The 12,724-nt window shown below is 32.1% G+C and carries 15 protein-coding genes; 13 read left to right on the forward strand and 2 right to left on the reverse strand.

Annotated features, from left to right (window positions below):
• Nucleotides 1-27: 27 nt before the first annotated feature.
• Nucleotides 28-360 (reverse strand): single-stranded DNA-binding protein, encoded by a 333-nt coding sequence (ssb, locus tag Q0975_RS27140; RefSeq protein ID WP_299443704.1) that lies wholly within the window; start codon nucleotides 358-360, stop codon nucleotides 28-30.
• A 264-nt stretch (nucleotides 361-624) separates the two neighbouring features.
• On the opposite strand from ssb, the gene Q0975_RS27145 reads away from it, so the two are divergent.
• The 12 genes from Q0975_RS27145 to Q0975_RS27200 all read left to right on the forward strand — a co-directional run bounded on the left by Q0975_RS27145 (nucleotide 625) and on the right by Q0975_RS27200 (nucleotide 10,434).
• A complete protein-coding gene (locus tag Q0975_RS27145; RefSeq protein ID WP_299443707.1) occupies nucleotides 625-1,095 on the forward strand; it encodes a DinB family protein in 471 nt (156 codons plus the stop codon).
• Nucleotides 1,088-1,543 carry a DUF1572 family protein gene (locus Q0975_RS27150; RefSeq protein ID WP_299443710.1) on the forward strand — a complete coding sequence of 152 codons (456 nt, stop codon included), beginning with the start codon at nucleotides 1,088-1,090 and terminating at the stop codon, nucleotides 1,541-1,543. Before Q0975_RS27145 ends, Q0975_RS27150 begins: the two co-directional genes overlap by 8 nt.
• A gap of 56 nt (nucleotides 1,544-1,599) precedes the next feature.
• Nucleotides 1,600-2,205 (forward strand): hypothetical protein, encoded by a 606-nt coding sequence (locus Q0975_RS27155; RefSeq protein ID WP_299443713.1) that lies wholly within the window; start codon nucleotides 1,600-1,602, stop codon nucleotides 2,203-2,205.
• 55 nt (nucleotides 2,206-2,260) lie between these two features.
• The gene (locus Q0975_RS27160; RefSeq protein WP_299443716.1) at nucleotides 2,261-2,857 is read left to right on the forward strand and encodes a Crp/Fnr family transcriptional regulator; all 597 of its coding nucleotides are present in this window, start codon (nucleotides 2,261-2,263) and stop codon (nucleotides 2,855-2,857) included.
• A 75-nt stretch (nucleotides 2,858-2,932) separates the two neighbouring features.
• Nucleotides 2,933-4,234: a M20 family metallopeptidase gene (locus Q0975_RS27165; RefSeq protein WP_299443719.1), complete on the forward strand. Its 1,302-nt coding sequence runs from the start codon at nucleotides 2,933-2,935 to the stop codon at nucleotides 4,232-4,234.
• A 91-nt stretch (nucleotides 4,235-4,325) separates the two neighbouring features.
• Nucleotides 4,326-4,775: a GNAT family N-acetyltransferase gene (locus tag Q0975_RS27170; protein WP_299443722.1), complete on the forward strand. Its 450-nt coding sequence runs from the start codon at nucleotides 4,326-4,328 to the stop codon at nucleotides 4,773-4,775.
• Between the two features lie 117 nt (nucleotides 4,776-4,892).
• Nucleotides 4,893-7,163 (forward strand): aminotransferase class III-fold pyridoxal phosphate-dependent enzyme, encoded by a 2,271-nt coding sequence (locus Q0975_RS27175; RefSeq protein ID WP_299443725.1) that lies wholly within the window; start codon nucleotides 4,893-4,895, stop codon nucleotides 7,161-7,163.
• A gap of 15 nt (nucleotides 7,164-7,178) precedes the next feature.
• Nucleotides 7,179-7,952: a molybdate ABC transporter substrate-binding protein gene (modA, locus tag Q0975_RS27180; protein ID WP_299443728.1), complete on the forward strand. Its 774-nt coding sequence runs from the start codon at nucleotides 7,179-7,181 to the stop codon at nucleotides 7,950-7,952.
• Nucleotides 7,952-8,353 (forward strand): TOBE domain-containing protein, encoded by a 402-nt coding sequence (locus Q0975_RS27185; protein ID WP_299443731.1) that lies wholly within the window; start codon nucleotides 7,952-7,954, stop codon nucleotides 8,351-8,353. The genes modA and Q0975_RS27185 overlap by 1 nt, the downstream gene beginning before the upstream one ends.
• Nucleotides 8,353-9,024, forward strand: coding sequence for a molybdate ABC transporter permease subunit (gene modB / locus Q0975_RS27190; RefSeq protein ID WP_299443746.1), 672 nt, complete (start codon nucleotides 8,353-8,355; stop codon nucleotides 9,022-9,024). Before Q0975_RS27185 ends, modB begins: the two co-directional genes overlap by 1 nt.
• Nucleotides 9,021-9,899 carry an ATP-binding cassette domain-containing protein gene (locus Q0975_RS27195; protein WP_299443734.1) on the forward strand — a complete coding sequence of 293 codons (879 nt, stop codon included), beginning with the start codon at nucleotides 9,021-9,023 and terminating at the stop codon, nucleotides 9,897-9,899. The genes modB and Q0975_RS27195 overlap by 4 nt, the downstream gene beginning before the upstream one ends.
• Before the next feature lies 1 nt (nucleotide 9,900).
• Nucleotides 9,901-10,434, forward strand: a complete 534-nt coding sequence (locus Q0975_RS27200) for a DUF2867 domain-containing protein (protein ID WP_299443737.1) — start codon at nucleotides 9,901-9,903, stop codon at nucleotides 10,432-10,434.
• Here Q0975_RS27200 and Q0975_RS27205 read toward each other — a convergent pair.
• The gene (locus Q0975_RS27205; RefSeq protein ID WP_299443740.1) at nucleotides 10,406-11,011 is read right to left on the reverse strand and encodes a DUF4230 domain-containing protein; all 606 of its coding nucleotides are present in this window, start codon (nucleotides 11,009-11,011) and stop codon (nucleotides 10,406-10,408) included. The two genes, Q0975_RS27200 and Q0975_RS27205, sit on opposite strands and share 29 nt — an antisense overlap.
• A 247-nt stretch (nucleotides 11,012-11,258) precedes the next feature.
• Between Q0975_RS27205 and Q0975_RS27210 the strand changes: the two genes are divergently transcribed.
• Nucleotides 11,259-12,563, forward strand: coding sequence for a sulfatase-like hydrolase/transferase (locus tag Q0975_RS27210; RefSeq protein WP_299443743.1), 1,305 nt, complete (start codon nucleotides 11,259-11,261; stop codon nucleotides 12,561-12,563).
• Nucleotides 12,564-12,724 lie beyond the last annotated feature (161 nt).

Raw genomic sequence — 12,724 nt, forward strand, 5'->3', positions numbered from 1 at the left:
GTATTTGTATTAAAACAGATATCAATATTACTTCCCCAACATCAAAAATTCGCTACATACTACTTCTGTAATATATCTTTTATTGCCTTCATTGTCATCATAACTGCGTGATGTAAGTTTACCTTCTATAGCTACTTCTTGTCCTTTGTTTACATATTTCTCAATGATTTCTGCAGTTTTTCCCCAAGCCACAATATTGTGCCATTGAGTATCGGTAATTTTATCACCAGCTTTATTATAATAGTAATCGTTAGTAGCAATAGAAAATTTTGCCAATTTCTTTCCAGAATCAAGGTTTACGATTTCTGGTTCTTGTCCTAAATTTCCGATTAGTTGTACTTTGTTTTTAAGTGTGTTCATAATTGTAATTTTAGTGCCTGTCTACTACAGGCAGATTAAATGATTAATTAATAGTATCGAGTTCTAATATTTCGACACTGCAAACATAGAACCGGACTAGAATGCGATTCGGTTAGGAAGTGTTTATTTTCGGTTGTAAACGTTTGTAGTCGTTTGTTTTTGTTTTGAAATTGATTTTATTCAATTGTGAAATATGGTTTTAAAAAGTTATTTTTAAATAATTATTAATTCATATCATATTGTAGTTGTTTTTCGATGAAAAAGATGAATAGATCAAAACAGATAGCAAATCGATTTAGAGAAGTAATGTTAGATGGTATTTGGATTGCCAATACCAATTATAAAGACCAATTATCTAGTGTAGATTGGAAGCAGGCTAATTCTAAAATAGAATCTTTAAATACTATTGCGGTGCTTGCTTTTCATATCAATTACTATATAGAAGGAGTATTGAACGTGTTAAAAGGTGGTCCTTTAGAAATAAAAGATACATATAGTTTTGATGCTCCGGCAATTACATCTGAGGATGACTGGAAGGCTTTATTAAATACGTTATGGAATAATTCGGAAAGTTTTGCCAATCTACTAGATAATATGTCTGATGAACAATGGGATGAAGTTTTTGTAGATAAAAAATATGGAACGTATCAAAGAAATATAGACGCAATGATTGAACATAGTTATTATCATTTAGGTCAAATTACTCTAATAAAAAAAATGATATCCAATGAATGATTCAATCATAGAAATATTAAAAACAATATTTGATAGAGATTTAACCAAATTACGAGTAGAAATAGCCTCCTATTCTAAAGAAGAAAATTTATGGATCGAAACAGATGATATTAGTAATTCTGCAGGTAATCTTTGCTTACATCTTGTAGGTAACCTAAATACATATATAGGTGCAGAATTTGGAAATACCGGATATATAAGACAAAGAGATCAAGAATTCTCTTTAAAAAATGTTCCCAGAACTGAGTTAATATCTATGGTTAATGAAACCATGAAGATTGTAAAAGATTCATTGGATATGATAACTAAAGAAGATTTACAAAAAGAATATCCTAGAATATTAATGGACGCAAATCCTAGTACAGAGCGTTTTTTGGTGCATTTAACAACTCATTTGACATATCACTTGGGGCAAATAAACTATCACAGAAGAATATTAGATGTTTAAATTAAAAAAGTAAGTAACCATAATATGAAAACTATTCTCTCTTGATATAACCAATTATGCTAAAAAAGCTACTGAAAATAATACTTGTTTTGATAATTCTTGTAGCGATTGGTGCAGGGTATCTTTATTTTAGACTACATAATACTATAGATAATGTTCTCGAAGCAAAAAGTGATTGGCGAAGCGAAGTTCTGGAGTTTCCATTGATATTTGCGGGAGATTTAGAATACAATGGAGAAGAGCATATTCGATTTGCACCGGGTTGGGGTGACACCAATAGTGAAGATTATTTTTCTTACGTTTTTTTATGGGTTTTAGAAGATAATCCAAAATTGAATGCTACGGAACTGGAAAATATTATGAATATCTATTTTGATGGACTTATGAATACAGGAGCTATTACCAATTTTAATTTCTTTAAAGATATTCCAGAAACTCAATCTTCAATAAAACAATTAAGTGATCATAAGTATACAGGTTCTATAAAAATGTATGATGAGTTTTTTGCTAATGATATAACTACTTTGAATGCTAATATCCAATATGAATATTGTCCTGCTAAGAAAAAACATTTTGTATGGTTCTATCTATCTCCTAAAGATATAAATCATCCAATTTGGAAACGCCTTCAAGAAGTTCATTTAAATATTAATTGTCAATAATAATAAGTTTTTCTATGAGATATACATTTTTATAAAAATCCATTAATACAAAAGCGTGAATTCAAAAGCAGACTTTCAAAAATATTATGAGTCCTATTTCAAAACATTTCCTGATTTAAATTCAGAAGAACTGTCTTTTTTACGCTCATATCTTACAATAGAAGCATATGAAAAGAAAGAGTTCTTATTTAAAAGTGGAGAGGTTCAGAAAGAAGTTGGATTTGTATGTAAAGGTCTTTTAAGACGATATTATATTAATGAAAAAGGAAATAAGATAACTACTGGTTTTGTTAACGAAAATAATTATGCCACAGATTATCCAGCTTTTATTAGACAGATACCATCTAAGTATTTTATTGAATGCCTGGAACCATCGGTAATCATAAAATTGCCATATGATAAAATTCAGGAAGGTTATAAAAGGTATAAGACAAGTGAAATGTATGGAAGGCTAATTGCAGAATATGTATTGACTTTCCAAACAGATAGAGTAGAGAGTTTTTTATTTAAAAATGCTGAAGAAAGATACCTGGATTTCATAGCTCATAATAAAGATATTATCAATAGAATAAGCTTATCTCATTTATCTACTTATTTAGGTATCGAACGCCAATCATTAAGCAGAATACGGAGTAAAATTGCAAAAAGATAGTTTTTGTCACATATGTGTCAGGTACATCATTTAATTATATCACATTTTTACATTATAAATTTAAATACAGTAAAAATGATTACTCATAGAACAATATTGAACACAACAATTTCCATATTATTTCTTTTTTGTGGGTTAGTAAGTTTTGGACAAGAAACAACAGTTACATCTTCTATTCATAAAGCAATACAGCAACAAACAGATAGGATCTTTGACGATCTTGTGAAGGTTCGAAGAGATTTTCACATGAACCCTGAAGTTTCAGAACAGGAAAAAAGAACAGCTCAGAAAATCAAAGAATATTTGCTTGCTATTGGATTAGAGGTTACAACTGATATTGGAGGAAATGGGGTAGTTGGTATTTTAAAAGGAGCAAAAGAAGGAAAGAAAATTGCGTGGAGAGCGGATATTGATGCGATGCCTTCAGAAATACCTGATGTAGTGGATTTTCAATCAAAGACCAAAGGTGTTCGTCATATTTGTGGACATGATGTACACACAGCAATCGCATTAGGAATTGCCAATGTATTAGCAAGTCAAAAAGATCAATTAGAAGGGACTGTTTATTTTATTTTTCAACCTTCAGAAGAAAATTATAAAGGAGCTCAAGCGATGATCGCTGATGGTTTGTTTGATCTTATAAATCCAGATGAGATCTATGGAGCGCATATCGCACCATTACCAGCAACAATGATCTCAACCAAGCCAGAATGGTTATTTGCCGATTATAAAATGATAGAAGTGGTCTATAAAAAATCAGTTGATAATGATGCAATGATTGAGTATACTAAAATATTGCTTAAGAGTTTTCAGAATGTAGTTTCTGGTAGTGAGTTTTTTGATCCTCAAAGTTTATTAAGCCCTACTATTGGTTTAGGAAATCCGAATACCATTTTTAAAGATTATACAACAGTGAATGATAATTTTAATATTAAAAATACGGATGATCTAATATCAATTAAAACGTATGTAGGTTCTAGTATCTTTAATGAATTAGATAAAATTTTGGCTCAAGTAAAACAGAAAATTAAGTCATCAGAATATTCGGATAAGTTGGTTAATGTATCATATTCTGGGGATCGAGCGAACCTTATGAATGATAAAAAGTTAACAAATGAGGTTATGAATTCTATTTCTACAGTTTATGGACAGCAAAATGTAATCAGGCTATATGGAGAAATGCCAGATGGGCGTGGTGATGATTTTGCGTATTTTCAAAAACGAGTACCTGGAGTATATTTTTTCTTAGGAGGCTCTAACTTTGAAAAAGGAATTATCTCGATGCCTCATGCTCCAAATTTTGCCATTGATGAGAACTGTATTAAAACAGGAGTGAATTATTTCTCTTCCATGATTGTAGAAAGGTTAAACGATTGATATCATATATTAATTATCAAACTGGAGAGAGAATTTTATATACGTATTAGCGTAATTTTATAAAAAGTATTTTTGTGATAAAATTGCCTCTATGATACGACCATACAACGTAAGTGATAAAAAAGAACTAGTTGAGATTTTTAAACTCAATACACCAATATATTTTGATCCAAAAGAGGTGAATGATTTTGAAGAATATTTAGAACATAAAAGTGCTACTTATTTGATAATTGAATATGAAAACAAAATCGTTGGAGGAGCAGGATATGATTTTCAGGAAAAAGATAATACCGGTAGAATAACATGGATATTTTTTCATCCTAACTATACTGGATTGGGATTAGGAAAAAAGATGGTAGAACATTGCTTGTCCATTTTGAAACTAAATTTGACATTAGAAAAAGTACTTGTCACTACATCGCAATTGGCATATAAGTTTTTTGAAAGGTTTGGATTTTTATTAAAAAAAACAGAAAAAGATTATTGGGGACCAGAACTAGATTTGTATTTAATGGAACTGCCTGTAGATAATAATTCTTAAGTGACCAAAACTATCGAAATTTATAATGGATTCTTTTCGTGATTGCAGGTTGGATACAGTATATTTATCATAGGTTTCTAAAATAGATATCCAAAGAACATTTTTCTCATTCACACGATGATAGATAAACTCTTAGAATCTGAATTTTCTTTTCGTCAGCCCGAAGTTAAAAGATTAAATGGCTACGATAATGTCAATTATATTGCCAAAACTAAATCTTCGCAGTATATTTTTAAAACGTATTCTTATAATAAAGAATTACTCGCTATTCTCGAAGCAGAAAACGAGGCACTTCTCCACCTTGAGAAAAAAAATACAGATACATTTCCGAAGCCAATTCCTTTTACGGATGGCAATTTTATAAAAGTGTTAGAGATCGATGGATCTAAAACTATCTGTAGATTGCTTTCGTTTTTGGATGGTAAGTTTTTAGGTGATATAGAAGCTACAGAAGAGCTATTCTATTCTTTAGGAATTTTTCTTGCAGAAATGAATCGTGAATTTCAAAAATTTGATAGTTATATACTCAGAGCTAGACAATGGGAATGGGATATTCAATATGTACACTTAAACAAAAAATATTTAGAGGATATTCCTGATCCCCATAATAGGAGTGTGGTTCAGTATTTTTTTCAACAATTTGAAGAAAATGTAGTTCCATTATTACCTGAGTTGAGGAAACAGGTCATTCATAATGACGCAAATGAATGGAATATACTGACCAAAAACGGAGAAGTTTCAGGAATTATTGATTTTGGAGATTTAGCCTATTCACAGATGATAAATGAATTGGCAATTGTAATTACCTATGCGTGTTATGATAAAGAGAACCCTTTGGATTGGGCACCTTCTATTCTAAAAGCGTATCACACTATTCTTCCTTTAGAAGAAAAAGAAATTAAGGTGTTGTACTATCTAATCGCTGCAAGACTTTGTACAAGTGTATGTAATTCTGCACATTCTCGAAAAATAAACCCGGATAATACATATGCTACAGTAAGTGAAAAATCTGCTTGGCAAATGTTGTACAAATGGCTGAGAATTAATCCAATTGAAGCAGAGAATGTGTTTAGGAAAGCAATAGGATTATCGGTTCATAAAAAACCATTCACAGAAGAGGAGATAAAAAGAAGATATAAATATATAAGTCCGATTCTGTCTTTAAGCTATAAGAAGCCCATTTTTATGACACGTTCAGCTTTTCAATATATGTATGATGCTGATGGGAATACTTTTTTGGATGCTTATAATAATATACCACACGTCGGGCATTCTCATCCAAAAGTAGTGGAAGCAGGACAGAAACAAATGGCAATATTGAATACCAATACAAGGTATCTATATGATTTGCTACCTACCTATGCAGAAAAATTACTATCGAAATTCCCTGATTCACTTAACAAAGTGTTTTTTGTAAACTCAGGAAGTGCAGCCAGTGACTTGGCAATGCGAATGGCATACGCCCATACAGGACATAAAAAAGCAATGATCATGGAGCATGGATATCATGGCAATACACAGATCTCCATTGATATTAGCGATTATAAGTTTAATAGTCCAAAAGGCCAAGGACAAAAAGAATATATTCTAAAGACTAAAATTCCGGATACCTATAGAGGTAAATATACAAATCAAAACGCGGGTGAGTTATATGCAAAAGAAGCAGTGAAGCAAATAGAAAACACCGATCATCCTATAGCAGCTTTTATTACAGAACCTATTGTAGGATGTGGAGGACAAGTTCCTCTTGCAGAAGGATATTTAAAAGAAGTGTATCCAGCGATCAGAAAACAAGGCGGTATTTGCATTAGCGATGAAGTACAAACCGGTTTTGGTCGTTTAGGAGATCATTTTTGGGGATTCGAAGCGCAAGATGTGATTCCGGATTTGGTAATTGTGGGGAAACCGATTGCGAATGGACATCCAATGGGAGCTGTTATTACTACTGAAGAAATAGCAGCATCTTTTAGTAAAGGCGTTGAGTTTTTTAGTTCTTTTGGTGGAAACCCTGTTTCGTGTGCCATAGGATTATCCGTATTAGAAGTGATTGAAGAAGAAGAATTACAAGAGAATGCTAAAGAGGTTGGTGATTATTATAAATCAATCTTATCAAAACTTCAGCAGAAATATGATTGTATTGGTGATGTTAGAGGATCTGGTTTGTTTTTAGGAATCGAAATCATAAAAGGAAAGAATCGTGAGACCAATAGAGTATTAGCGCATCATATTAAAAATGAGCTGCGTAATAAATTTATTCTCATTAGCACAGATGGCCCTGATGATAATGTATTGAAAACGAAACCACCTCTATGTTTTACAAAAGAAAATGCCAAAGAAGTGGTGGATGCTATCGATAGTGTATTAGAAACATATTATGAAAACGTATAAAATAGTAGTAATAATATGTCTGTAATAGAGGGGAAATTGAAAGGAGTATTTGGCATTATAATGCTGCTATTGATTTTGGGATGCAGTTCATCTAAAGAAGATGTAATTACGATTGCAGCATCAGCTAACATGCAGTTTGCGATTGAAGAAGTGTCTAAAGTATTTACAAAGCGAACTGGAGTACAATGTGAACTTGTGATTAGTTCTTCCGGTAAATTGACTGCGCAGATTAAAGAAGGTGCTCCTTATGATATTTTCGTTTCAGCGAATATGAAATACCCTATGGAAATTTACGAGAATGATTTAGCCGTTCATGCTCCTAAAATTTATGCCTATGGTCAATTGGTATTATGGTCTATGTATGATGATATAAAACCTTCTGTAGAAATGCTAAAAGATAAAAATATAACACACATTGCCATAGCAAACCCTAAAACAGCACCATATGGTCAGGCAGCAATTGAAGTGTTAGAGAATTATAGTTTATATGATGAGGTGAAGGATAAATTAGTATATGGTGAGAGTATTGCACAGACGAATCAGTTTATAACTTCGAAGTCTTCAGAAGTTGGTTTTACGGCAAAATCTGTAGTGCTATCAGCTAAAATGAAAGGTAAAGGGCATTGGATAACATTGGATGAAAACCAATATTCGTCCATTGAACAAGGTGTAATAATGGTTAAATCAAAAAAAGAGAACACTAGAAACACGCAACAATTTTATGATTTTCTTTTTTCTGAAGAAGCGAAAGAAATACTAGAAGATTTCGGATATTTAGTAGCACAATAATGAATACTTTCTCAGGACACATATCAGATATACAGGTAAACGAAAGTTTATCAATGGTTTCTATTCGAATAAATGAGCATATTGTATTCAAAACTATTTTGGTAGAAACTCCCGAAACTGCTTCTTACCTAAAGAATGGAAGTATCGTAGATGTCTTATTTAAAGAAACAGAAGTGATTATTAGTACAGAAGATACTCTTTTGATTAGTGTGCAGAATAAAATTAAAGGGACTATAAAGAAGATAAAAAGAGGAGTGTTGTTAAGTAGGTTAATAGTAACTACAGAGATCGGGGATATAGTCGCTATAATTGCTACAGAAGCTCTCGATACATTATTATTGAAAGAAAATTCAACGGTAATTGCTATGATTAAGGTGAACGAAATTATGCTTTCCAGATGATAGATTGGGCTCCGATTATATTGACAGCAAAGCTCGCTTTGGTAACTACAATTATTCTATTGGTGGTTTCAATCCCGTTAGCATATTGGTTAGCACATTCTAAATCAAGAATCAAACCAGTCATAGAAACTTTGGTGAGTATGCCTTTGGTATTACCTCCAACAGTTTTAGGGTTTTATTTATTAATGACTTTTAGTCCAGGAAATACTTTTGGAAGTTGGTTACAAGATTGGTTTGGAATCCGATTAATTTTTTCATTCTCTGGATTAGTGATAGGGTCCGTTATTTATAGTTTGCCATTTATGGTTAATCCGATTCAATCGGGTTTGGCTAGTTTACCTGCTTCGCTTACCGAAGCTTCCTATGTGTTGGGTAAATCGAAAATGAAAACACTTTTTAAAGTATTATTACCTAATATAAAACCTTCACTTTTAACAGGGATTGTACTAGCTTTTGCACATACTGTTGGAGAATTTGGAGTGGTTCTTATGATTGGTGGAAATATTCCAGAAAAGACTAAAGTAGTCTCTATTGCAATTTATGATGAGGTAGAAGCTTTAAATTATAGTAACGCAAATACCTATTCGCTGATTTTATTCATTATTACATTTGTGGTGTTATTATCAGTGTATTTGATTAATGGAGGATATCTAAAACGGTTTTGGAAATGATAGAAGCTGACATTCATAAAACGCTTAGTACTGCGAACGGAAAAATGTTACTTGATATTCAATTGAGTATTGAGAAGGGAGAATTCGTTACTTTATATGGATCTTCTGGTGCAGGAAAAACATCGACTCTTAGAATATTGGCTGGATTACTATCCGCAGATGAAGGGAAAATTGCAGTAGACAACACAATTTGGTTAGATACCGTAAAAAAAATCAATTATACTCCACAACAGCGTAAGATAGGATATGTATTTCAGGATTATGCATTGTTTCCTAATATGACGGTACGAAAAAACCTAGAGTTTGCGTTAGAAAAAGGTCAGGATAAAAGTATTATTGAAGAATTGATTACTATAGTAGAGTTAAAAGAATTAGAAAATAGAAAACCTAAAACCTTGTCAGGAGGTCAGCAGCAAAGAGTGGCTTTAGCACGTGCTTTAGTTCGTAAACCGAAAGTTTTATTATTAGATGAACCACTTTCTGCTTTGGATATAACAATGCGAGCTAAACTACAGGATTATATTCTAAAAGTACATCGTGAGTATGAACTCACAACAATTTTAGTAAGTCATGATATTGGAGAGATCATAAAAATGTCAGACAAAATATATTGCCTTGAGGACGGAAAAATAGATAAAGAAGGTAATCCAATCTCAATATTTACCAATGATAAACTTAGTGGTAAATTTCAGTTTACAGGAGAAGTGATTGCTATAAAACAAGAAGAGGTTGTTTATATAGTGACTGTCCTTATTGGTAATAATGTGGTAAAAATTATAGCGCAGGAGTCAGAAATTATCAATCTAGGAATTGGAGACAAAGTAGTTGTTGCTTCTAAAGCTTTTAACCCAGTACTTTTAAAAATTGGCAAATAATATGAAAGTCGAAAAGGTCAAAATGACTAATGAATCTTTACTAGTGGAAAAGGATTATGATTATTCAGATAGTTTTAAAACTGATTTTATAGATAAAGACAACAAAATTGATATTATGGTTGTTTCTAAAGCTTTCTTTTCTTCTTCCCCAGAATGGATTGGAAAGTTATTTACATTAAGAAATAAGATTGTTTCGGTTTTTGGCCTAAAAACAGGTGGTAAGACCAAGAGTAAAAAGGAATTGTTAACTAATTTTAAGGGACAGATAGGAGAACAAGTTGGGATTTTTAAAGTATTTGATAGATCAGATAATGAAATAATTTTAGGAGAAGATGATCGTCATCTTAATTTTAGAGTTTCTCTTTTATTGAAACCAGAAAAAGAAGATGAAAAAAGCTTAACGATTTCTACTACAGTAAACTTTAATAATAGTTTTGGGAAACTATATTTCCTACCAGTGAAGCCATTTCATAAAATAATAGTTCCTGTGATGCTAAAAAGTACAATTAAAGAAGCAGTTGCTCAGAGTTCGTAATTGAGTTGCCCTTATACACTAATTTCCAACCTAAAGAATTGGTGAGAATATATATCTTCTGTAGTTCACTAATTAAACGATTCTCTGCATTTGATTTTAAGGTAGAGGCTTCGATTTTTTCATTAAGCTGACGTATTACTTCTTTTCGAATAAGATTATGATCTTCAGGATTAAACTGGTTGAAAAAGTCTTCTTCCAGATCATGATATTTTATATCCGGATTGATATTAATCTCTGCTTCCGGAATATTAGTAATCGTTAGGGTTTTTGTAGTTTGGTCAATGGCATGCTCAATTTTACTTAAATCATAGGAAACCGTTACACCTGCATTCACTACTACAATTGCTTTTTTCTCTGCTGTGAGTATATCCAGATAATATTTTTTGGCATCTTTATAAGTGATAACTTCGGAAAAATGTCCTTCTGTAACTACTAGTTTGCCAACATTTTTAATCTGGTCCAAAATAAGATCAGAAGATTGTATTTCAGTTTTCTGAGTATTAAATCGATCAACAAAATAAATAATGCCTAAAGCAATGAATGCGGCAAGTAATGCACCTAGAAGAAAATTACGCATACCTTTTATGGGTCAAGTTTCTATAAATGTACATAAAAAAATTAAACCCGGATTATGCATTAGAACTTTGTGATGAGAATTGAAAGTACCATAAAATATGACATTTTCTAAGTTTTAGCATAGCGGCGCTATGGGTATACTTAAAAATGTAATGAAACGATATATTTTGCAGTGATTTCAAGATGTAATAAATTTTCTAATTCATAATTCGGGTTAAACCTTTTTGCTTTTCAATAGTCTTAGGTTTATGAGAAAAATCCACCAGATATTATTTGCTTGCATCATATCCATATTATCTTGTAAAAATGATGATACAATTTCAGAAGAAACTGTTAATCCTGAAACGAATCAACCCAATATCTTATTAATCATAGCAGATGATATGGGATTGGATGCTACTCCTGGATTTGACGAAGGGGTTATAAAACCAAATATGCCAAATCTTGAATCTTTTATAGCCAATGGAATAAAATTTAATAATCTTTGGTCGGCGCCAACGTGTACACCAACCAGAGCAACAATATTGACAGGAAAATATGGTGTAAAGACCGGAGTATTGGCTGTAGGCGATGAAATGCCAACTTCAGAAACGTCTATTCAATCATATTTAGATAATAACACTTCCCAGACCTATAGTCATGCTGTAATTGGTAAGTGGCACTTATCTAACGATGCTATGAGTCCTACCAATATGGGGATCGATTATTATGCTGGTTTACTTAATGGTGGTGTACAATCGTATTGGAACTGGAATCTTACTGAAAATGGTGTAACAACAATATCTACCGAGTATACAACCACAAAGTTTACTGATTTGGCCATTGATTGGGTTGGAGCACAAGAAAAACCTTGGTTTTTGTGGTTGGCTTATAATGCGCCGCATACTCCTTTTCATTTGCCGCCAGCAACGTTGCACTCTCAAGGAGATTTACCCACAGATCAGGCATCTATAGATTCGAACCCTTTGCCATATTATATGGCAGCTTTAGAAGCTATGGATACAGAAATTGGTCGTTTATTAAGTTCGTTTTCTGAAGAAGCACGAGCGAATACCACAATAATTTTTATTGGCGATAACGGAACTCCAAATCAAGTTGCGCAATCTCCATATAATTCTAATCGCGTTAAAGGAAGCCTCTATCAAGGAGGTATAAATGTGCCTATGGTGGTTTCGGGCTATGGAGTGAATAGAAGTAATCAAGTAGAAAATGCAATGATTAATACTGCAGATGTATTTGCTACCGTTGCGGATATTGCAAATACAGGTACTACAAGTATACATAATAGTATAAGTTTTAAACCTTTATTGATAGATGCAAACGAAGAAGAAAGAACTTTTATTTATAGTGAGGTAGAAGGACAAAACGGCAATGGATATACGGTACGGAATGAAACCTATAAATTAATTGTTTTTAATGATGGAACAGAAGGAATGTATAATTTAGTAGAAGACCCATATGAAAATACAAATCTATTAAATGAAATTTTATCCAATACTGAATCAATTGCTAAATCTGACTTAGAACAAAGAGTGGAAGAAATAAGACAATGAAAAAGAGGCTGTCCGAAAAGCACAATATTTACTATACTGTCACATTGAGCGGAGTCGAAATATACTGAAAGCCAAGGGTAGTTGTTTCTCGACTCCGCTCCTTTAGATTAGCAAATAAATAAAAAGGATTAATTTTAGAAAGAGAAAAGGAAGAAAAGTAA

This window comes from uncultured Aquimarina sp., assembly GCF_947500065.1.
Taxonomy (GTDB): domain Bacteria; phylum Bacteroidota; class Bacteroidia; order Flavobacteriales; family Flavobacteriaceae; genus Aquimarina.